This window comes from Flavobacterium movens (assembly GCF_039581425.1).
In the GTDB taxonomy this organism is placed as follows: Bacteria; Bacteroidota; Bacteroidia; order Flavobacteriales; family Flavobacteriaceae; genus Flavobacterium; species Flavobacterium luteolum.
The window spans coordinates 292,276-313,238 of record NZ_JBCPXY010000001.1 but is presented as its reverse complement, the minus strand read 5'-3'; the positions used below and the strand labels follow the sequence as shown (position 1 = coordinate 313,238).

The following is a 20,963-nucleotide window of genomic DNA, read 5'->3' as shown; positions in this document are numbered from 1 at the left end:
TTACAACATTTAGTTCAATTAAAAAGATTCTAAGCTTCTAAGATGCTAAGGTTCTGAGTTTTTTATTCTTGTTTAATTTTTTAAAAAGAAAAACTTAGAGTCTTAGATTCTCAGTATCTTAGCAACTTAGAACGAAGTTCTATAATCAAAAAATCGAATTGGTTTTCGGCTCATTGGATTAAAAACCAACGGATTCAAAACTTCTTTTGAGGCAAATTCTATTTTTGGAGTCACTCTTAATTTGGCTCTAAAATGATCTTTTATTTCTTGTAAAAATTCTGGAGTTTGATTTTTAACGGCAATTTTAATCAAGATTTCATCTGTTCCTAAATCATTGGTAGAGATTTCGATAAGGTGATTTTCGATATTATCAAAACTGCTCAAAACATCGTTCATCGCAGGCGGATAAAGCGTTGTTCCTTTATATTTGATCATTTGCTTTTTACGGCCAACAACTGGACCAACACGTAAAGTGTTTCTTCCGCAAGCACAAGGCTCATCATGAAACTGAACCATGTCGCCCGTTTTAAAACGTAATAAAGGCATAGCTTCAATTCCTAAAGTAGTAAAAGTCAGCTCTCCAGTTTCTCCATTTTTTACTGGCTGATTATTTTCGTCTAAAACTTCTACAATGATCAATTCTGGATGATGGTGTCCGCCTTTTCCGTGTTCGCATTCTGTAAAAGCAGTGCTCATTTCGGTAGAAGCATAAGTCGAAAACAACTTGATATTCCATTTATCGGTAATCTTTTTCGATAGAATATTCATTGAAAAATCCTGTTCTCTCAAAGATTCTCCAATACAAATAGCACCTTTTATGCTCGAATTATTATAATCGATTCCATGCATTTCGGCATATTCAATTAATTTCAAAAGAAAAGAGGGAACTGTAATTAAATAACTCGGATTGTATTTTAGAATAGAATCCCATTGCATTTCTGGAATTCCTGCACCAACTCGAATTACGCCAACTTTCAATTTTCTAAGACCTAAAAAATAAGCCAAACCAGCCATAAATTTTCGGTCAATTGTCGTCATCAATTGCACTACATCGCCTTCTGCAATTCCAGCGCAGGCAAACGAAATGGCTTCATTATAAGCCAATCGATCCAAGTCAGAATCGGTTAAACCAAAAGTAACGGGATCTCCTAAAGTTCCAGACGTCGAAGCATAATCTATAATTTTATGTTGCGGAACACACAAAAAATCATCATTATATTGCTGTAAATCTTCTTTGGTGGTAACAGGCAAATGCTGTAAATCTTCCAGTGTTTTAACTTTCGAAATATCAATATTCTGTCCTGCAAAAAGTCTTTTATAAAAAGGAGAATTCTCACTGATGTAAGATAAAAGTTCGGCTAATTTTTTTTCTTGAAAAATTTTAATTTCTTCTAAAGAATCTTTTTCTATTGCTGGAATCATTGTAATTTTCTTTTGACTTTTTTTAAATATTTTTCAATCTCTTCTTTTTGAGGAACTGTAGTGATTTCGTGACTCAAAGCTTTTTCAAAATTAAGCTTTGCCTGAAGAAATTCCTTTTTTTGGTAAAAGTACAATCCTGTCTTATAATATACAACCCAATAATCTGGGTTTAATGCTTGATAATGCTGAAGAAATTCTGAAGAAACAGTTTCTTTCTTATTTATAATCGAATCTATTTTGTGATCTTCGATTTTAAATTTTTTAAAATTCTCAAAGGCAGTTGTTTTTAAGAAAGGATCTTTGGCAATATTCAGATTTTCTTTTTGGAAAGATTTTATGTGATTCTGATTTCCACCAAAAATTGAATCTAAATCATAACAGACAAATTCGCCTAATTGAAACGGATTTGCCGAAACCCAGACTAATTTTTCTTTTGGTTTAAAGATAATTCCGTGATGCGCTAGCAATTGATTGAGTGCTTTTTCATTTCCATATCCTAAAGAAATGTTTTTTAAACCGTCTTTATTTCGAAGAATTTCTGATGCAATCTCAGGATTTACTTTCGGATTTTCAGACAGCAATTCCTGCATTCTTTCGTAACGATATTCAGAATGACTATTGGCAATTTGTTCCAGATTTCGTTTGTCTTCTTTGAAAGCTTCTCCTTGAAAATGATTGGAACAAATTAATTGATCGCTGTTTGGAACATCATAAACGTCCATTTTATCTGGAGAAACTTCAATTAAAATGGCTTTGTTGTCATTGGCGCTTCCAACCATAATTGATTCAGAAACAAAGACTTTTCTTTTTTTTGCAATAGCGATGGCTTCGTCAAGATTTTTGGCATGCTGTAAAATTTCGCGAGTTAAAATAGAAATCGGAGTTTTAGCACTCAACGGAATTTTAGATTTTGATGCATTTATGGTTACAGTCAATCCTTCGTAATTCATTCCAGAAACAGCGCCAATCATTCCTGGCCAAGTGACCATCATAAACGGATATCCTTCTTTTGGTTTAATAAAGGCTGCGATTTTGTTTTCCGCGAAAGCGTCATTCACATAAAAATCAAAATTTCGAGCCAAAATTAAATTTCCATCCTCCGACTTTTCGTTCCAAGCCGCAAAAGAAGAACAGCCAACCAATGCTAAATCCTGTAAAGCGTGTCCAATATCGTGTGCAGCATGTAAGTACAAACCGCGCTGATATTGCGGTGCGATATTATCAAAGTCGTTCGAAGTATATTGAGAAACGCCATAAATTTCAGTCTGATATTCGTCAGGAACATTCAGATACAATTTTCGATTGTACCATTTTAAAAACTGACGAAGCATTTTCTGCTGGAATTTTGACGGAATTAAATCGGTTATTTTCGAGAAAAAAATGCGTTGCTGTTTGTGTAAAAGTGAATCTGTCAAAGCACCAGTCGAAAGTCCGATTTCGAGCGGATCGCCTTCTACATATAATTCCCAAAGGCCTTGTTTGTTTTTTAAAAGCGAATTTTTTCCAGAGAGAAAAATACTGTCTGATATTTTTTCAACAACAGGTTTTGTCGAATTAAAAGCAGCGATATCTGGAATATGTTTTTTTGATTTTGAAGTACCGCAGGAAGTCATCAAGCTTAAAAAACCGATAAGTAAGAAATAAAAAATTCGGCTTTTCATGATTCAATTATTCAGATGCTTTTTTAATTTTTTCCAGCAAATATTCTTTTCCTACAATTTCTGAGCAGGTTATAACCGCTCCAACCGTAACTCCTAAGACACCATGCATGTTAATACTTTGGCCTGTAAGATAAAGATTTTCTACCTTAGTTTTAGTCGGAATTAAAGTTTTCATTGGATTATTAGAATCTTTAACATATCCGTACATATTTCCGCCGTTTCCGCCAATATAATCACGATAAGAAAGTGGTGTAGAGGTATGAACCGATTTAATGCAATCTTTTATCCCAGGAAACTTTTTCTCTATTTCTTCTAAAAATTGGGTTGCTTTTTTAGCTTTGAAATTCTCATAACTTTCCCCTCGATCATTTTCTTCAAAAGTGGTATTGAAAGTGTTTTCCCAAGCTTTAACATCATCATATTTCATATAAGTCAAAAACGTCATTCCGTCTGCCCATTCTTCGTCTTTTTTTGAAGGATTCATAGAAGCCATAAAAGTTTTTGGCCATGAATTTTCGTCATAATCATAGGCGGTCCAAACATCTTCGGCACTTTTAAAATGATAATAATTGTGATTGATGTATTTGAAAGTTTTGGGTCTAAAAACGATATACAGACTGAAAGCAGAAAGTACGTTTTCTAGATTTTGAATTCTATTGAAAAATGGTTTTCTGAAATTTTCCTGACCCGCCATTTTCAAAGTCGTTTTTGGTTCGATGTTCGAAATAAAATACGTTCCAGAAACTTCGGTTCCGTCTTTCATTTGTACCGAATTTACCTTTTGGTTTTCGACTTCAATTTTAGTGACTTCTTTATGTTTGAAAAACTCTCCACCATATTTTTTAAGCTGTTTTAGCAATTGTTTTGTAATCTGACTTCCACCATTTACGCAACGCCATGAACTTTCGATGTATGAATTGATTACAAGCGCATGAACGTAAAAAGGAGATTTATCTGGAATCCCGGCATAAAGAAAATTAGAACCAGCTAAAACCGCTTTCAGTTTTTCATTTTCAATAAACGAATCAATAGTTTCTTTCGCGTTAAGCGCTAAAATTTCATCGTCATATTTTCCTTCTGATTCTAGATTATAAAGCGGAAATGCTTTGCAGACCGTTTTTATTTTCTGGCAGTATTGTTCGAGATTTTCTTTTTCTTCAGGAAAGTATTTTGTCAGTTGCTGAATGAAATTTTCGAAACCCTGTGCATGCGGATATTCGGTTTTATCATCATCAAAAGAAATAATATCAAAACCATTTTCGTCCAATTTTTTCAGATTCAAATGATCCATTATTCCAATATATTTGAAATATTGATGAAGATTTTGGCCTTCGTCTAAACCTCCGATATAATGAATTCCTGTATCAAAAATGGTTTTATCTCTTACGAAAGTCTGAAGATTTCCGCCATATTGATTGTTTTTTTCGAGTACACAAACGCTGTAGCCTTCTTTTGCCAGAATAACAGCAGAAACTAATCCGCCTAAACCGCTGCCAATTATAACTACATCGTATTGTTTTTTCATCCTTTTTTCTTTAAAACTAGTAAAGCATTTTCTTCAGAAACAATTTCAAAATTCTCAAACTCACTTTTTAAACGAGAACAATTGACTAAAATTATAAAAGAAACGTTTTGAATTAATTTTTCGATTTCATCGTGATAGCTTTCGTCAGAAACTAAAAGAATATCGTAATGATTTTCAGTTGCTGAATCTAATTGATCGAGGTAAACTATTTTTCTCTTTGAAACAATATAATTCGTTTTTGCTACTAATAATTTTTCTTCATCATTTATAAAAGAAAATATTTTTCGCTGTGGTTCCTGCAAAGCCAATAAAACATCCAATTGCCCGTAATCGCTTCCTAAATGGAGTATTTTTGCTTTTGTCTGAATGTGTTTATTTAAGCTGTAATATGTTTCGAGATTCTGTTTCAAATCTTTTTTTACGCTTTGTCCAATTTCAATTTCTTTGTAATCATAACTGTTGATTAACATTGTTTTGAAATAATCTGGACCTTCAAGTTCTTGTCTAATTTTGCGATATTCTGATTTAAAAAACGAACTGATTTGCTTGGTTCTTTCGGCATAATTATTTCCGAACGATAGATCATCTGGAGCAATTCTTTCTAAAATCGTAACCGTCAATTTTCCGTGGTGAATGACAAAATCACCTTTTGGAATTAGTTCTGAAGCACCGTGAATAACAACCGGAATAATGTCAATTTTAAATTCTTCGGCAAGGAAAAAAGCACCTTTATGGAATCTTTTTATAACATTACTTTCTGAGCGTGTTCCTTCTGGGAAAACCATTAGCGAATAGCCTTGTTCTATTTTTTTTCGCAAATGTTCAACACCACCTTCAAGACCTTCAGAAACTGGGTAAAAACCTGCTTTTCTCACAACACCACCAAAAATAGGAGAGTTGTAAACCCAGTCGCTCACTAAGAAAATGATTTTCGGACTCAGCATTCCGATTGCTAAAATGTCTAAAAACGAAGAGTGATTAGCGATAATTACGGCTGGTTTCTCGAATGTTTCATTGAAATTATTAACGACTTTTTTGCGAATAAATGGGTTTGAATACAATACCGATTTCATAAATTTTGAAATCACATATCGAAAAGCTTTCATTTTTGATTTTTTGCTGAAAGGCAAAATCGGCATAATGGTGAAACTGAAAATCGACATGACGATGCCGCCCAAACCATAATAAGCAAATGAAATTACACCATGAATAAAAGTTCTTAACTGAAAAGGCGGATTTCCTTTTTTCGGGCGATTCGATAAAAACAGTTTGAATAAAATCGGATAGAAAATAAATGTAATAATCAGCGCAGCAAAAACCCCGATTAATGAAACCAGCGAAATGGAAGTAAGAGCAGGATGTTTGGCAAAAATCATTGCACCGATTCCTAAGATTGTAGTGATAACTGCTAGAATAATTGATGTTCTATAAATGGCAATTTCGTTAACGCCATTGGTATATTCTTTTTGCAAGGCACTAGTCATGAAGATACTGAAATCGACTCCGTGACCAAAAATCAAGGTGCAGACAATCATACTGAAAATATTCATTTGAATGCCAAAAATGCCCATAATTCCAGCGGTCACAATTCCCGTTAATGCAATTGGAATACAGCTTATGATTACTAATTCGATTCTTCGGAAAAAGAAAAATAGAATTAAAATTACAGCAACAAATGAATAATTTACCAGCGAATTAAAATCGGTTTTTAAAGTGCTAAAAAACGTTTCGTTCATCTGCTGACGATCAATCGCAATTATGTTTTCTTTTGCGGAAGCCGATTTTACAAAAACATCTCGTTGCTCAGGCGATACTTTTACTAAAGTTGAAATAGTATAAAAACCATTTTTTTCGGTTATGAATTCTTGTAACTGGAGCGCTTTAATTTTTAGAAATTCAGCTGCAGAAACAGGTTTGAAATTGAAATCTAAATGATCAAAAAACAGATTGTATGTTGTGGGTTTAAAGCCAAGCTTTGAACCTTCAGCAATTAATTCTGATTTTATGAATTCTTTTTTTTGTGAAGTCCAGAATGAATTCCATTTTTTAATTTTTTCAATTTGAGCTTGTTGCGAAAGAACAATTCCGCCAACTGAACTGAAATTTAAAATTTTATCCTGGTTTTTCTCCTTAGATAAATCATCAAAAAGTTTACTATTGTGCTGTAAAGCTTCTTCCATGGTTTTTCCGTAAGAAGCGACATAAATCGTTTTGGAAGTTAAACTTGTACTTTCTTCCAGCTGTTTTTCGGCAGCTTTGATTTCTTTCGGAATAAAATTCAGCTGAGATAAATCGTTATTGAAACCAACATCATTGTAAGTAAAACAGCAGATAATGGTAATGATAACACAAAGTCCGATTAAGATTTTATTATTGTGAAAAGAAAAATGAGCCATTTTATCGATCACATTCTTTTTGTGTTCTGCCGGATTTTCTTTTGGTTTATACAAATGCGGAACAATTAAAAGCGAGAAAACGCCAGTTGCCATAACGATAACAGCAGCAAAAATTCCGAGGTCATTCAGTGCATCCGATTTTACAAAAAGCAGACATAAAAAAGCAACAGCGGTTGTAGAACTACTCATGATGACAGGCATCGTAATGTCTTTGTACAACGTTTTTACATCGCTATTATGTTTGTAGTGTGTGAGAATATGGATAGAATAATCAATTGTAATTCCCAATAAAATAGAACCAATTCCTAATGAAATTGCTGAGATTTGTTCTCTTACAAAATATAAAAAGGCAACCGCAAATAGACCTCCATAAATGGTTGGCAGAAAAATAATAAGCGGAATTAAGACTTTGCGATAAAATAAAATAAGAATCAGCATTAAAGTAAACATCGCAATGGATGTCGTCAAAATAATATCTCCTTTAATCTGATTGGCATTAGCAACGGCAATTAAAGCAGAACCAAAATAACTGATAGACGTTTTTCCTTTAAATTGTGTATTTAGATTTTCCTGAATCGATTTCAGTTTTTCAGCAAAAATGGTATTTTTTTCTGTTTCGCTTGACGGAATATTTGAAGTGATAAAAAGCAGTAATTTCTTTTTATCCTTTGTCATTACAAAACCATTTTCGAGCGTAAAATCATCACCAATATTTAATTGCTGTAATTTTTTTAGAGCAATAAAAGAAATCCCAAATGGATCTTGCAGAATAAAATCTTTGGTTATAAATCCCGAAGGAGAAATAATCGATTTGTAATTTCCTTGAACGGTTGCTGCAATACTGTCTTTTTGAAGTTTCTTCTCAATAGCCAAATAATCTTTATCATCTAGAAAAAGCGGCAGATTATTGTAAACAAAATCGATAGTTTCCTGAATGTTTTCTTCATCAATTTTTCCTTGAATTCCGGTTATGTAAGGTTTACAGGATTTAGAAACGCTGTCTGAAAATATAGTTGCCATTTCTTTCAAATCCTCGGCAGAACCATTTTTATCCAAGCTAAAAATTACGGTGGTTTTATCGGCAAAGTTTAATTGTTTTAAGACTTTGGCAGTAACATCGGTTTTGTCGTTTGTTGGAATAAGTTTGGTAATGTCTTCTTCAAATTTTAATCTTGAAGCGAAAAATCCAAAAACTAGAAGCATCAAAACAGCCAAAAAAACCGAAAGAGATTTTCTTCGGTTTACAAATAAATGAATGGCGTAGAAGTATTGATGCATGATTGTTTTATAAAGTTTTTTGCCACGAATTTCACAAATTTCCACGAATTAATTTGTGTTAATTGGTGAAATTCGTGGCGAAAATAAATAGATTTTTATTCGATGCGTTTCTTGGTAAAAGCCGTTAAAAGCAAATAACTTATAAGACCAACTGATAGCGCTGAAACGGTTGCTAAAATAAGACTTCCTACGATATATTGTGTAGCATTTTTTTGAATATCGTCAAGTGTAATCGAACTGTCTAAAACTAACGGCGCATCACTGGACACGAAAACACTTCCAACTTGAAGCGAAGCATAAATAATAAACGGAATAAAAGGCGGAAAACTTACATTTGAAGTAAGATAAGCAATGACTTTGTTGAGTCTAAACAAAGCAGCAAAGGTAAAAAGTAATATAGTCTGAAATCCCCAAAAAGGTGAAAGTCCGATAAAAATACCTAGAGCAATGGCGGCTGATTTTTTAAAATTAGAATCGTTGCTTTCTAAAATATCTTCTAGAAAGAATTTTTTAAAACCTTTTTTTTTAGCTCTTCTAAAAAAATCTCTCGGCTTTATATACAGCAATGCATTGGTCACCAAAACCGTATTTAAAATACTGATTCGGGTAAAATCTTGAAACGGTCGAAAATGCGAAACCCTTTCGGCAGGATCGTATAAAACCTGAATCGGAATATTTTTCACCACAATTCCTTTCCATGCCGCACGCACGATAACTTCGATTTCAAACTCAAATTTATTGGTATAAAAACGTTTTGGAAGTAAACGTAAAGGATACAATCTAAATCCGGATTGTGTGTCGTCTAACTTGATTCCAGTTTCAAACTTGAACCAGAAATTAGAAAATTTGTTTCCAAAACTGCTTTTCTTCGGCACATTTTCCTGAGTCATATTTCGGCTTCCAATCAAAAGAGTGTTAGGCTCATCTTGAATTGCTTCCAAAAAAACAGGAATATCTGCAGCAAAATGCTGACCGTCAGAATCGATTGTAATGGCGTATTCAAAATCAAATTCCAATGCTTTTCTAAATCCGTTTCTAAGCGCCCGTCCTTTTCCTAAATTTTTAGGATGATGAATTTGAGTCAGCTGCGAATATGATTTTAAAATTTCGCTCGTAGAATCGGTTGAACCGTCATTGACAATAATGATATTTGTGGTGAAATCTAAAATAGAATCCAGTACTTTTTTCAGTGTTTTTTGGTTATTGTAAGTGGGTACAATAACGCAAAAGTTAGTCGAACTGAGTAATTCTTGCTGTGATTTCATGAGGAGTTTTTTGAGCTTACTTTACAAATTGCTTCTCTTTTTCGGAGAAACTTTTAGATTGTAAAACAAAGTCTTTAAGATAATCTTTCAAAGCCGCGCTTTGCGAAGCATAATAGGTCGTTATGAATTTTTTATCTTCTTTAATGTTTTTCTTATAGCCTGTAATACCAGGAACATCTTCCTGAACACTCAATCGGATCATTCGCATTTCAATATTGCTTGGATCACTTTTTATTGTTGCCTCAAGTAATTTTGCACCTTCTTTGAAACGATCCATTTTCTGGGTTAATTTTTTTTCAAATTTAGAATCCAATAAAATAGAAGCGGCTTTGTACGCTACCAAAATTTTATCATCATTGCTTGAAACACCTGCAAGTTTGGCTACAAACTCTTTGGCATTGCTTTCTGATTTTGCTACATCAGAATACATTTTTCGGATTGAAGCCAAATCTGGCGTTCCAGCAAAATTCACCCATAAAAGTAATGTCAGTAACAGTTTCATAATTATATTTTTTTGTACACCGTGCTCAATTTAAGAGCAGTTGTGTCGTTAAAGTAAGTCGTGTTTTTCACTTTTACTAAATCGTCTTCCGTTGTGGTAACATCCAGTTCCAATCGTAATTCTGGAGTAACTTCCGGATTAATCAGCGCCATGAATTTTACATTTGCTAAAGACTGAATCATCAGCGAACTTTTGGTAATCGATTCTGTAAGTTCTTTGATAATCTGAATCATGCAAACACCAGGCATAATAGGATTTCCAGGGAAATGCCCTTTAAAAACCTCATGTTTCTCATTGACTAAAATTGTAATCGTATATTTCGAATCAGATACTTTTTCTTCTGATAGTATTTTATAAAAATCTTGTAAAATCATATTTTTTATTTTCCAAATGAATAGGAAACCCCTAATTGAAAATTAATATTCGTGTTATAATCTCCAAATAAATAATAATTATTGGAGTCATTTTGATAATAATCGCTGCTTAAAATATCAAGCAATCCTTTTTTGAATCGTGCTTCAAATGTTAAACCAGAAGGCAAGGCATAAGCAACTCCTAAAACCAAACCAAGATCATTTTGTGCTTTTCTAACTGCAAGATTATCATTTAGTAAAATATCTAATGTTGGTCCTGCTTGAAACTGAATTCCTTGTGGCAGCGTAAACTTATTTATCATAGAAAGAGACAAATAGTTTATGTCCAGATCTAAATGCTCCACTTTATTGGTCTGTGTATTTTCATCAAAATAATTTCGCGCAACATTATTAGAACCTTGTCTGGTGTAATTAATCTCAGGCTGAAGAGCGTAAATTTTGGTTATCTTAATTTCTGTAAAACCACCAGCATAAAAATCGGTTTTATAATCGGCGTGCATTTCAGAAATCGTCGAAAAACTAAATCCAGCTCTTAAACCTGGCTTTACACTTACTTGGGCTTGTATATTTAAAACCAAGAAAAAAACAGCAATAAAGAAGAATATTCTTTTATTCATTTTTATTTTGTTTTAAATGTATAACTAATTCCGATTTGGAAAACTTGATTTAAGATTACATCATTATAGTAATATCCATTATCGTCATAATCATATCCATTATAACCATAAATATCAATTAATCCTTGTTTAAGTCGAGCTTCAAAAGTTAAACCATTTGGCAAAGTATAACCAACACCTCCAACAAATGAAAGATCAAAATCTTCTGGGTTAGTATTTACATAATTATCACTAACTTTTAAATCTAGAGAAGGTCCAGCCAATAGATGAAAACCTCCACCTCCAAAGTTAAATTTTGCAACTGCACCCAGTGTTATATAATTCAACTCATACTTTTCAGAATAATAACGGCCGTTTTCAAAATATCTTCCTTCATCACCTTGTCTTGAATAATTTAGCTCTGGTTGAACCGAGAAAAATTTATTGAATTTAATATTTACCAATCCACCAACATAGAAATCTGTTTTAGAACTATTGTCATCAATATTTGTTAGTGTTGATACATTCAAACCACCTCTTAGTCCTGGACTAACTTTTACTTGCGCTTCTGTTTGCATTCCGATTAATAAAACAAATGCAATTAAAACAAATTTTCTCATTTTGGGCTTGGTTTAAGTTTAGGATTAGTTTAAGTTTTTATTCTGATTTGAAATAATTCAGCTCAATTTTCAATTTAATATTCTGATGAATTATCTGAATCTTTTCGGCAAAAATATTGTTTTCTGAACTGAAAAACAGTGTAAATTTTTCTTTTGTTTGAGAAGCATGAACGATCTTTTCTAATTTCTGATCTTTTTTGGAGATGAAAATATAATTGTCACGTTTGCCATCTGCCGATTTATATATGTCTGCCGATTCATTTTCGAATTGCTCTTGAATCAAATATTCTTTCTTTAAAAGCAATCTAAAATCTTCTTTTAAAGTATTAATCAAGATTTTTCGATCTAATTCTGATACAATAGAATTGACTTTAAAATCGGTATCTGAGATTTCAAAATCCATTAATTTATTTCCGAATTCGGTTGTAAAAACTATTCGATGCGTAGTGTCATTTATTTTCTTGGCAATGAAAATTCCAGACAATTCATTTCCGTAAACACTGATGTTGGTTTTATAAACATAATCGGTTTTTGAGTCTGAAAAATACGGAACGGTATAAGACGTTTTGTCTAATTTTTTAGGCATATAATTTTTTGTGATCGAGCCACAAGAAATTAAAACAATTACCAGAAAGCAATTAATTAGTAAAAACTGAATCGTCGATTTTTGCATTGATCACTTTATTTTTAAGTACAATTCGAGTATAATCTTCAGATGATTCTAACAATTTTACCTGAACAACTGTTGCTTCTTCTTTGTCAAAAGTCAGTTCAATTTGTTTGATGTATTTTTTCAGCGTCGCATCTTTCGGAATAAATTTTGCCAGATTCTGACCTTTCAATTTAAAATACGAAATCGTAAATTCTTTATCGTCAAACATATTTCCGCTTACGCTACCCACAATTAATTTATTAATTCGGGCAAAGATTTTACTGTTTCCAATATCAACAGCACTTTTCTTTCCTTCGTCGTTAATCAGGATTTTTCCGTTTTTGAAAGTAATGCTATAATTGTATGGTTTTTTATATTGCCATTGAAGCAAAGCTGGTTCCTTAAAAACCATTTTTCCAGAAGTTTCAATGTCTTTCGATAAAAAATCTAAATGTTTGTACTGAACAAAATCGGTACTTAAGGTTTTGATTTTTTTGGCTACCACATTTACATCTTGTTTAAAAGATGCAATTTCGGCATCGGTCATTTTTTGTTCCTGCGCGAACAAATTGCCTGAAATAAATAGAATGAGTAGTGCTATTTTAGTTTTCATATTTTTTCAAAAATGTGCTTTAATTTTTTTGCCACAGATTAAAATGATTTCCACAGATTACTATTTATTGAATACTTGTAAATTTTATCAAACACATAGAGACATAGGTTTTTATGTGTAAAAGAATATAAAAAAGAAACAGGTTTCTAACACATAGCCCTATGTGTATTTAAATAAGTGAAACGCCTTTTTTTAAGCATCCTAAATCTATGGTTCTATATGTTAAAATTTAAATTAAAAATCCGTTTTTATCCGCGTTTTCGCGCAAGCGAATCTGTTTTATCCGCGTTCAATTTCATAAGCATTAAGTTTCAGTAATTCTTCAACAGAAATCACGTCATAATTATTTTGCTGTAAAAATTGCAAAAACTGTTCCAGTACCAAAACAGAATGTTTTCTAGTATCATGCAAAAGTACAATTCCTCCGGGAGAAATATGTTTAATGAGTCGATTGAAAATTAAGTCTTGATTTTTGGTTCCTCCATCAAGCGAACGAATATTCCAGCCAATCGTTTTATGTCCGGTTACTTTTAAAGCTCTTCGGATAGAAGGCGTTGTAACTCCGTAAGGCGGACGAAAAAAGTTGATTTTTCTGGAAGTGAATTTTTCCAGAAGCCTATCTGTCTTCTGAATTTCCTCTCTTATTTTATCAGCATTATAAAAATCGAAAAACTTAGAATGCGAGTAGGAATGATTTCCAACCAAGTGCCCTTCATCAATCACTTTTTGGAGAATTTCAGGATGTGTTTCGATGTTTTTTCCAATGCAGAAAAAAGTCGCTTTGGCATTGTATTTTTTCAGAAGCTCTAAAACTTCCAAAGTAAATTCACTTGGTCCGTCATCAAAAGTTAAAGCGATTTTTTTTTCTGTTTCTAACGGATTATTGCAGAAAGCTTTTACATGATAATTGGATGAAATTCTGGAAGAGCCAAAAGCATTTATTCCAATCCAGATTATAATTATTCCCAAAAACCACAGAAAATTTATTGTCAAATAAAAGTTTAGAACATTTATCAGAACCAATAAAAAAATAAAAAACAATGATATGTTTTTATGCGTTATCATTTTGACAGTAACGTAAAACTATGATTTTTTCCGTTTAATTGGTTGTATAATAAAATCGTTTTGTAGCTTGATTTTTCGACCGCATTTACTTTTACGATTTCAGGAATTTCCTGAGTTTTCAAAATTTTAGAAGCCATCCAAAAAGCAAAAGCAGAAGCCGTATCGTATTCGCCGCTCAAATGTTTGTAATATAAAATCGGAGTTTGAGCAAATGTATTTTCAGCAAGATTTCTATAATAATTCTCAAAATCGACATTTCCGTCAAAACCTAAAACTACGGCATCTATAGCCGAAATTTCTAAATTATTTGATTTTAAGAACGAAACAATTGCTGCTTCAAGTTCATTTTCTTCCAGAGTATTTACAATAGAAACATCTAGAAGTTCTGCATAAGTGTTTTCTTTTCTTTCATTTTCTAAAACAAAAAAACTAGCACCTTCGCCATAAACAGCACCGCTTGTTGTAGAATTTAAAACGCCGTACGGAGCAGTATTATCAGCTTTAATACGACCGTTTAGTTTAAAAAGCGAAGTGGTATATTCTCCATTTTCATCAACACCGCCTACTAAAATTGAATTGGCTTCAGCTTCTTCAATCTGCATTTTAGCATCAATAAGAGCCGATTCAAAAGAAACCGCACCATTGACATACGTAAAATTATAACCTTTACATTGCTGCAAAAGTGCAATCTGTGCACCAACGGTATTGTGAGTAGATTGAATGAAAGAAGTCGGAGTCAAAAACTCTTCGTTATTATCTAAAATACTTTTCAGGAATTTTTCAGAATCTTCGATGCAACCTAAACCAGTTCCAGTAATAATCGCATCGACTTTTTCAATATTGGCGTCTTTCATAGCCAAAGCCGAAGCTACGATTCCGTTTTTTACACCTTTTGCCATGCGTCGGCTGGCAGCAGGAGAAATATATTCTTTGTATACTGGCGGAACAATTGCCAGTACATTTTCTTCATGATTTACAACAGCTTCTTCCAAAAAAACAGTATCAAATGTTTTTTGAGTCGAAATACAGCCTACTCCATTTATATATGTCTTCGTCATTAGCTTTTTGAAAATATAAGGGTTGAACAGTTTCCTCCAAAACCAAAAGAGTTGGATAAAACGTGCTCGATAGTTTTATTTTTTAAAGTTGTCTGCGGTTTCAAATCAAATTCTTCCATCGGAACTTCAAAATTCAAATTTGGATAAACTACATTATTCTGAATTGCCAAAATACTATAAACGGCCTCAATCGCAGCTGCAGCCGCTAATGTATGTCCCGTAAAAGGTTTTGTAGAACTGAAATCTGGAACTTTTTCATTTTCATAAATTCGAAGCAAAGCTCTTCCCTCAGACAAATCGTTGTTTGGAGTTGCAGTTCCGTGAACGTTGATGTAATCAATTTCAGAAGGTTTTAAACCTGAAACTTCAAACGCTTTTTTCATGGCCAAATAAGCGCCGTCTCCATTTTCTGAAGAAGCAGTTTGGTGATAAGCGTCATTAGCATTTCCGTAACCTGAAACTCTTGCGAGCACTTTTTTATTTTGTTTGGCTACAATTTCATCCGATTCTAAAACTAAAAAAGCGGCAGCTTCTCCAAGATTCAATCCTTTTCTGGTGTTGTCAAAAGGTTTGTTGTAATCGTCAGACAAAATCATCAAAGTCTTAAATCCGTTGATGGTGAATTTTGCCAAAGCATCGGCTCCGCCCACAATTACGCGATCCAATTTTCCCGTTTTGATTAATCTCGCACCCAGCATAATTGAATTTGCTGCAGATGAACAAGCCGTAGAAATAGTTGTAACCATTCCTTTTAAACCTAATTCTTCAGCAATTTTTTCGGCAACATCGCCGCCATCGTGGCAAGTAATGTACTTGGTCAATTCTGGTTTTTCGAAATAATCGTAATAATGTCTTTCCGTCATGTCCATTCCGCCCACGCTTGTAGCCGAAATAAGTCCCGTTCTAAATTCATTTATATCGGTAATGCCAGCATTTTCAACAGCTTGCTTTGCTGCCAAAGTGCCAATCATAGCGGTTCTGGAGAAATTATTATCCTCATTTAATTTCAGTTCATCAACAAGATCTTCGTTGGTTTTTTTGATTTCGCCAACTTTGATAACATCTGCATGAACAGTCGAAATATTTTGAATACGAGAAACACCGATTTTGTTTTCAATCAAGGAAATATAATTTTCCTCAACCGAATTACCAATCGCAGAGATAATTCCCATTCCCGTTATTGCAACACCTTTCATTTTTGGACTTCTTAGATTGTTAGAATTTTAGACTTGCTTAGATTCCAGACTTCTTAGATTGTTGGACTTTTTAATTCTTGTCTAAGAAGTCTAAAAATCTAAGCCAGTCTAAGCAGTCTTACTTTGTTCTGTTCGCGCTAATGTACGCTGCCATAGTTTCGATAGACTGGAAAATAGATTTTCCTTCTTTCGGATCTACTAATTTAATTCCGTAATCTTTATCTAAAATCACGATCAATTCAAGTGCATCAATCGAGTCTAAACCTAAACCATCTCCAAACAAAGGATCGTTATCAGCAATATCTTCTACTGCAATATCTTCAAGGTTTAAAGTTGTTATGATTTTATTTTTTAATTCTTCTTTTAATGCTTCCATGATTATTTATTGTATAATGTATTGATAGTCTCGTTTGTATATTTTGCATTTTCTTCTGTACTAATTGTACATAAAAAAGCTTGATAATTGTCGTTAAAATATTCTACCCAACCGCACAAAACCACATCTGCTTTATTTGTATTCAGAAGAATATTCGAATAATTCGACATAAATTCGGTGTTAAAGGTGTCAAATATAAAGAAAGAATTTTCACTTTTCAGCTGATGACGGATACTTATTTCGCCCAAACAAATATTTGGCAGCGTATAAACAAAGACCGCCGGACTCGGATAATAGTTTTCTTTGTCTGAAATAGATTCTTGATACTTTACATCGGTATCTAAACTCGACGATTTATTAGCCAAAACCAAAGCAATATTATTTTCCTGCTCTGTTGAGGTTATCGGACTCAAAAGCAATTCTGATCCTAAAAAAGCCAGCTTACTTAAAGCATCCATTTTGAAAAACTTTGGATATTGCATTTCAAAATTACGATAGGCTTGTTTCGAGAAATCAGCAAAATCAGTCGGTTCAATTTTGAAAATAGAAGTTCCGTTCAAAACAATTTCGTTGTTTTGAATTGTGATATAGGATTGTATGTAGGTTTTGTTTTGAGTCATTGTTTTAATTTAAACACTAATTTCACGAATTAACACAGATTTTGATTGGGTTTAAATGACACTAATTAATTCGTGAAAATTAGTGCAATTTGTGTTTTACTTTCTCAAAAACCACCGCCGTATTACAACCTCCAAATCCAGAAGCTGTTTTCAGAAAATAATCAATTTTCTTTTCTTCGTTTTTCTCAATAACATTGATAGCTTCACTAACCCCAATTTCATCAAAACCTTTCGATTCAAAAAGTTTATTTTGGTTGGCAGATTCTATGGCAATTACCGTTTCCAATAATCCCGAAGCGCCAAGTGTATGGCCGTAAAATCCTTTTAAACTATTTACAGGAACATTTTGTAAATCTAAACGAGTTAGAGCAATTGCTTCCATTTCGTCGTTGTAAGGAGTTGCGGTTCCGTGTGCTGAGATATAATCTAATTTGTTGGCTTCAATTTGAGCTTCTTTCAAAGCATTCTGAATACTTCTGAACAAACCTTCACCTGTTCTTGAAGGTCCAGAAATATGATTCGCATCGTTTATCGAACTGTCGCCAATTACTTTTATTTTAGCATTTTTGGCTTCCGCCGAAATTAAAACTGCCGCTGTCGCTTCGCCTAAACTTACTCCGGTTCTGTTTTTAGAATATGGTTTGCAAGGTTGCTCGCTCATAGCTTGAAATGCATTAAAACCAGACAAAACAAATTCTGAAACTTCATCTCCAGCCACTAGAAAAATAGTATCGTAAAGTTCAGATTGAATCATTCTTTTGGCAACAGAAACGGCTAAAATTCCAGAAACGCAAGCATTCGAAACCACAATTGGCTGAGTTTGAAACTTGAAGAAATCGGCAATGTTTTTTGCTAAAACATCTAAATGTGCGTTGTTGAAACTTTCCTCAGAATCATTTGCCAAAGCGGTAACATTTCCTTTTGTGGTAGAAAGTATAAAAGCCGTTTTTGAGTTTAACTCAACTCCTGATTTTTTGATAATCGGCTCTAAAGCTAAAATCATCATTTTCTCTAAACGGGAATATTTTGTTTCAGTGCTAATTTTTGCAAAAGCATTGTTTATTTTTTCATCAGAAATAATCGAAGCATAAAACGGATTCGTCATCAAAGAAACATCGTTATGAAGCTGAATTCCAGATTCACCGCGAAGAATGGCGCTGATATTAGATTCAACATCAAAACCTAAAGGCGTGATGCAATTCGTTTCGGTGATGTATATTTCTCTTGACATTTTATGATTTTAATTTCGTGAAATTTTTGCTCGCAGATTTGGCAGATTAAGCAGATTCCGATTTTACAATTTTTAATTCGTGAAAATTTGTGAAATTCGTGGCTACTTCAACAACCCAACTTTTCGTTTCCATTCCTCATAAAAAGGAGGATTAGTCAGCATTAAATTTCCTGCTGTATCTAAAAAAACCTGAGTCGTTTCGCCAGTGCAGGCCACTTCTCCTTTGTCGTCAATAATTTTAAAACGGTAAATCATTTTGGCTGCGGGAGTGTCAACAACAGTGGTTTCAATTGTTACCACATCACCATAACGCAAAGACAATTTATGTTCGCAAGTCGATTTTACAATTGGCGTTGTATAACCCGTTTTGGCAATATCCAGATACGTAAGTCCGTGCTGGCGCCCAAATGCTTCACGTCCATCTTCGAAATACGTAATGTAATTGCCATGCCAAACAATTCCAAGCGGATCTGTTTCGTTAAAACGAATCCTAATTTCGTGCGAAACGGTTAGATCTGTAGCTTCTTTAAACTGCTCTTTTCTTTTTATCATAAAATAATGCGATGGAAGTGGTAATAATGAAAAACAAAAATAATAAACTTATTCTTGGTATGATTTCGACGAAAGAAACGTTTCGAAGCAATACATCGTAAAAAGCTTCTAATCCCCAGTTCATTGGAGATGATTTTGCGATATATTGCATGATTTTTGGCATGGCAAAAACAGGAACCCAAACACCGCCAATTGCTGCTAGAATGATCACACTTGTAGCACCAAATGGAGCAGATTGTTCTTGCGTGCTCGCCACAGTTCCTAATAAAATTCCGAAGCCGATTGCTGCAAAACCTGAAAATAATGCCACTACACTTGTCAGCAAGAAATGACCTTCGATATTTAAAGAAGGCAATCCGATGGATGGAAATAAGAATACCGCAACAGCAACCATCATATAAAACTGAATCATACAAATGATAGAGTAGGTGATGGTTTTTCCAATAATAACAACCAGATTAGAAACAGGATTAGTTCTTAATCGGACAAAAGTTCCTTGCGATTTTTCTTTTACAATATTGATAGATAACGGAATGACAATAAAAAATATCGCAAAAAGTGTCCAAGCCGGCACGTTATGTTGAACCGAATTGGGACGAACTTCTTTGTTGTTGATTCTTGGAATTATTTCTTTGAAAGTAATAAAGTTCTTTTGTTCAAAATCGATGGTTTCTTCTCCTAATTGTTTTTGAAAAGTGCTGTAAATTGATTTGGTTTCAATCTGCGAAATCATTTTGTCGATCGAACTCATCACGGCATTTTTGAAACTCATCTGCACCGCTGGATCAAAATATAGTTTTACTTCTTTTTCTTTAATAACGAGCTGAGGTTCGGCAGCCGTTGTACTATCGGTCAAACCTAAATTGCTCACGATTTTCTCTACATTCTGATTTACTTTTTCCTGCAAATCTGAACTTAGGTTTTTTGGAATTACAATCGCTAGTTGAAATTTTCCTTTGTAGACATTTTCTTTGGCAATTTCTTCGGTAATTGGTTTATTGTCAATTTGGGTTACAACGGTAAAATATTTGCTTTTTTCTAAATTTTCAAAAACCGTTTTAGAAACAGATCCGTGGTCTTTATCGACCAAAAGAATCTGAAGTTTAGAATCGGTTACGGCTTTAAAAGTACTGTCTTGAATTAAGGTTACGGCAATTACCAAAACCAAAGGCATGATAAATAAAATAATCAATCCGCCTAAATCTCTTTTTAGCAAAAGGAATTCTTTTACTACCGACATCCAAATTTTATATATCATCTCTCAACGCTTTACCAGTTAATGAAATAAAAACATCTTCGAGATTTCGAGCATCTTTTGTAGACTCAATTAATGCCGACGGAGTTGCTTGTGCGTAAATCTGTCCTTGATCTAAAATCGCAATTTGAGAACAAAAATCTTCGGCTTCGGCCAAATGATGCGAAGTATAAATAATGGTCGTTCCGTTTTGGTTCAACACTTTCAAATAATCGATAATAGCAGTTTTAGAATGCACATCGACACCAACTGTTGGTTCATCCAAAAACAAAACTTTCGGATTATGAAGGATTCCTGCAATCAGGTTGACACGGCGTTTCATTCCGCCAGAAAAAGTCTGAACTTGTTTATCGGCAAATTTCAATAAACCTAAAAGATCTAGCGTTTCGATTACTTTATCTTTTAAATCAGAACCTTTTAAACCATACATACTTCCAAAATAAAGCAGATTTTCTCTTGCCGTCAAAGTTGGATACAAAGCATATTCTTGAGGAACAACGCCTATGATTTTTTTAATTTTTGAAGCATGATGCTGATAGTCTAAACCATCAATTGTAAAATGTCCCGAAGTTGGTTTTACCAATCCGCATAGCATGGAAATCAAAGTGGTTTTCCCTGCACCGTTTGGACCAAGCAAGCCAAAAATCTGACCTTCATTTATATTTAGCGAAACGTTGTTCAAAGAATACATTTCTGCATTTTTGTA

General features: G+C 33.4%; 20 protein-coding genes. All 20 read right to left on the bottom strand.

Annotated elements, in window-relative coordinates:
- Positions 1-126: 126 nt before the first annotated feature.
- The 20 genes from flxY to AAYQ05_RS01265 all read right to left on the bottom strand — a co-directional run bounded on the left by flxY (position 127) and on the right by AAYQ05_RS01265 (position 20,948).
- The gene (gene flxY / locus AAYQ05_RS01360) at positions 127-1,422 is read right to left on the bottom strand and encodes a flexirubin biosynthesis putative acyl-CoA ligase FlxY (protein ID WP_343540651.1); all 1,296 of its coding nucleotides are present in this window, start codon (positions 1,420-1,422) and stop codon (positions 127-129) included.
- Positions 1,419-3,083 (bottom strand): C45 family autoproteolytic acyltransferase/hydrolase, encoded by a 1,665-nt coding sequence (locus AAYQ05_RS01355; protein WP_343540649.1) that lies wholly within the window; start codon positions 3,081-3,083, stop codon positions 1,419-1,421. Before AAYQ05_RS01355 ends, flxY begins: the two co-directional genes overlap by 4 nt.
- 7 nt (positions 3,084-3,090) lie before the next feature.
- A complete protein-coding gene (locus tag AAYQ05_RS01350) occupies positions 3,091-4,608 on the bottom strand; it encodes a phytoene desaturase family protein (protein ID WP_343540647.1) in 1,518 nt (505 codons plus the stop codon).
- Positions 4,605-8,282 (bottom strand): 1-acyl-sn-glycerol-3-phosphate acyltransferase, encoded by a 3,678-nt coding sequence (locus AAYQ05_RS01345; RefSeq protein ID WP_343540646.1) that lies wholly within the window; start codon positions 8,280-8,282, stop codon positions 4,605-4,607. Before AAYQ05_RS01345 ends, AAYQ05_RS01350 begins: the two co-directional genes overlap by 4 nt.
- A gap of 95 nt (positions 8,283-8,377) precedes the next feature.
- Positions 8,378-9,547 (bottom strand): DUF2062 domain-containing protein, encoded by a 1,170-nt coding sequence (locus tag AAYQ05_RS01340; protein ID WP_343540644.1) that lies wholly within the window; start codon positions 9,545-9,547, stop codon positions 8,378-8,380.
- Positions 9,548-9,563: 16 nt separating this feature from the next.
- Positions 9,564-10,049, bottom strand: coding sequence for a hypothetical protein (locus tag AAYQ05_RS01335; protein ID WP_343540642.1), 486 nt, complete (start codon positions 10,047-10,049; stop codon positions 9,564-9,566).
- Positions 10,050-10,051: 2 nt separating this feature from the next.
- On the bottom strand, positions 10,052-10,423 hold the full coding sequence (locus AAYQ05_RS01330) for an ApeI family dehydratase (RefSeq protein ID WP_177211467.1): 372 nt from the start codon (positions 10,421-10,423) through the stop codon (positions 10,052-10,054).
- 5 nt (positions 10,424-10,428) lie between these two features.
- Complete coding sequence (locus AAYQ05_RS01325; protein ID WP_343540640.1) at positions 10,429-11,040, bottom strand: outer membrane beta-barrel protein; 612 nt, start codon at positions 11,038-11,040, stop codon at positions 10,429-10,431.
- Positions 11,041-11,042: 2 nt separating this feature from the next.
- Positions 11,043-11,639: a porin family protein gene (locus tag AAYQ05_RS01320; RefSeq protein ID WP_343540639.1), complete on the bottom strand. Its 597-nt coding sequence runs from the start codon at positions 11,637-11,639 to the stop codon at positions 11,043-11,045.
- A gap of 37 nt (positions 11,640-11,676) precedes the next feature.
- Positions 11,677-12,312 carry a flexirubin biosynthesis protein LolB2 gene (gene lolB2, locus AAYQ05_RS01315; protein ID WP_510727503.1) on the bottom strand — a complete coding sequence of 212 codons (636 nt, stop codon included), beginning with the start codon at positions 12,310-12,312 and terminating at the stop codon, positions 11,677-11,679.
- On the bottom strand, positions 12,278-12,904 hold the full coding sequence (lolA2, locus tag AAYQ05_RS01310; RefSeq protein ID WP_343540636.1) for a flexirubin biosynthesis/transport protein LolA2: 627 nt from the start codon (positions 12,902-12,904) through the stop codon (positions 12,278-12,280). Before lolA2 ends, lolB2 begins: the two co-directional genes overlap by 35 nt.
- A gap of 279 nt (positions 12,905-13,183) precedes the next feature.
- Positions 13,184-13,873 carry a polysaccharide deacetylase family protein gene (locus tag AAYQ05_RS01305; RefSeq protein WP_343540634.1) on the bottom strand — a complete coding sequence of 230 codons (690 nt, stop codon included), beginning with the start codon at positions 13,871-13,873 and terminating at the stop codon, positions 13,184-13,186.
- A 92-nt stretch (positions 13,874-13,965) separates the two neighbouring features.
- On the bottom strand, positions 13,966-15,027 hold the full coding sequence (locus tag AAYQ05_RS01300) for a beta-ketoacyl synthase N-terminal-like domain-containing protein (RefSeq protein WP_343540633.1): 1,062 nt from the start codon (positions 15,025-15,027) through the stop codon (positions 13,966-13,968).
- Positions 15,027-16,223, bottom strand: coding sequence for a beta-ketoacyl-[acyl-carrier-protein] synthase family protein (locus AAYQ05_RS01295; RefSeq protein ID WP_343540632.1), 1,197 nt, complete (start codon positions 16,221-16,223; stop codon positions 15,027-15,029). Before AAYQ05_RS01295 ends, AAYQ05_RS01300 begins: the two co-directional genes overlap by 1 nt.
- 118 nt (positions 16,224-16,341) lie before the next feature.
- A complete protein-coding gene (locus tag AAYQ05_RS01290; protein ID WP_111378796.1) occupies positions 16,342-16,599 on the bottom strand; it encodes a phosphopantetheine-binding protein in 258 nt (85 codons plus the stop codon).
- A gap of 2 nt (positions 16,600-16,601) precedes the next feature.
- Positions 16,602-17,219, bottom strand: coding sequence for a 3-oxoacyl-ACP synthase (locus tag AAYQ05_RS01285; RefSeq protein WP_343540631.1), 618 nt, complete (start codon positions 17,217-17,219; stop codon positions 16,602-16,604).
- A gap of 79 nt (positions 17,220-17,298) precedes the next feature.
- Entirely contained in the window at positions 17,299-18,450 is a 1,152-nt protein-coding gene (locus AAYQ05_RS01280; RefSeq protein ID WP_343540630.1) for a beta-ketoacyl-[acyl-carrier-protein] synthase family protein, read from the bottom strand.
- A gap of 102 nt (positions 18,451-18,552) precedes the next feature.
- Complete coding sequence (locus tag AAYQ05_RS01275) at positions 18,553-19,002, bottom strand: acyl-CoA thioesterase (protein WP_343540629.1); 450 nt, start codon at positions 19,000-19,002, stop codon at positions 18,553-18,555.
- Entirely contained in the window at positions 18,977-20,260 is a 1,284-nt protein-coding gene (locus AAYQ05_RS01270) for an ABC transporter permease (RefSeq protein WP_343540627.1), read from the bottom strand. Before AAYQ05_RS01270 ends, AAYQ05_RS01275 begins: the two co-directional genes overlap by 26 nt.
- Positions 20,250-20,948 carry an ABC transporter ATP-binding protein gene (locus AAYQ05_RS01265; RefSeq protein ID WP_008465897.1) on the bottom strand — a complete coding sequence of 233 codons (699 nt, stop codon included), beginning with the start codon at positions 20,946-20,948 and terminating at the stop codon, positions 20,250-20,252. The genes AAYQ05_RS01270 and AAYQ05_RS01265 overlap by 11 nt, the downstream gene beginning before the upstream one ends.
- Between the last annotated feature and the right edge of the window lie 15 nt (positions 20,949-20,963).

Bases quoted from the DNA above. Each gene is read 5' to 3' on its own strand.
- AAYQ05_RS01335 (WP_343540642.1), bottom strand. From the start codon at position 10,049: ATGAAACTGTTACTGACATTACTTTTATGGGTGAATTTTGCTGGAACG.
- AAYQ05_RS01340 (WP_343540644.1), bottom strand. From the start codon at position 9,547: ATGAAATCACAGCAAGAATTACTCAGTTCGACTAACTTTTGCGTTATT.
- AAYQ05_RS01320 (WP_343540639.1), bottom strand. From the start codon at position 11,639: ATGAGAAAATTTGTTTTAATTGCATTTGTTTTATTAATCGGAATGCAA.
- flxY (WP_343540651.1), bottom strand. From the start codon at position 1,422: ATGATTCCAGCAATAGAAAAAGATTCTTTAGAAGAAATTAAAATTTTT.
- AAYQ05_RS01295 (WP_343540632.1), bottom strand. From the start codon at position 16,223: ATGAAAGGTGTTGCAATAACGGGAATGGGAATTATCTCTGCGATTGGT.
- AAYQ05_RS01265 (WP_008465897.1), bottom strand. From the start codon at position 20,948: ATGTATTCTTTGAACAACGTTTCGCTAAATATAAATGAAGGTCAGATT.
- AAYQ05_RS01330 (WP_177211467.1), bottom strand. From the start codon at position 10,423: ATGATTTTACAAGATTTTTATAAAATACTATCAGAAGAAAAAGTATCT.
- AAYQ05_RS01285 (WP_343540631.1), bottom strand. From the start codon at position 17,219: ATGACTCAAAACAAAACCTACATACAATCCTATATCACAATTCAAAAC.
- AAYQ05_RS01275 (WP_343540629.1), bottom strand. From the start codon at position 19,002: ATGATAAAAAGAAAAGAGCAGTTTAAAGAAGCTACAGATCTAACCGTT.
- AAYQ05_RS01280 (WP_343540630.1), bottom strand. From the start codon at position 18,450: ATGTCAAGAGAAATATACATCACCGAAACGAATTGCATCACGCCTTTA.
- AAYQ05_RS01355 (WP_343540649.1), bottom strand. From the start codon at position 3,083: ATGAAAAGCCGAATTTTTTATTTCTTACTTATCGGTTTTTTAAGCTTG.
- AAYQ05_RS01290 (WP_111378796.1), bottom strand. From the start codon at position 16,599: ATGGAAGCATTAAAAGAAGAATTAAAAAATAAAATCATAACAACTTTA.
- AAYQ05_RS01350 (WP_343540647.1), bottom strand. From the start codon at position 4,608: ATGAAAAAACAATACGATGTAGTTATAATTGGCAGCGGTTTAGGCGGA.
- AAYQ05_RS01270 (WP_343540627.1), bottom strand. From the start codon at position 20,260: ATGATATATAAAATTTGGATGTCGGTAGTAAAAGAATTCCTTTTGCTA.
- AAYQ05_RS01325 (WP_343540640.1), bottom strand. From the start codon at position 11,040: ATGAATAAAAGAATATTCTTCTTTATTGCTGTTTTTTTCTTGGTTTTA.
- AAYQ05_RS01345 (WP_343540646.1), bottom strand. From the start codon at position 8,282: ATGCATCAATACTTCTACGCCATTCATTTATTTGTAAACCGAAGAAAA.
- lolB2 (WP_510727503.1), bottom strand. From the start codon at position 12,312: ATGCAAAAATCGACGATTCAGTTTTTACTAATTAATTGCTTTCTGGTA.
- lolA2 (WP_343540636.1), bottom strand. From the start codon at position 12,904: ATGAAAACTAAAATAGCACTACTCATTCTATTTATTTCAGGCAATTTG.
- AAYQ05_RS01300 (WP_343540633.1), bottom strand. From the start codon at position 15,027: ATGACGAAGACATATATAAATGGAGTAGGCTGTATTTCGACTCAAAAA.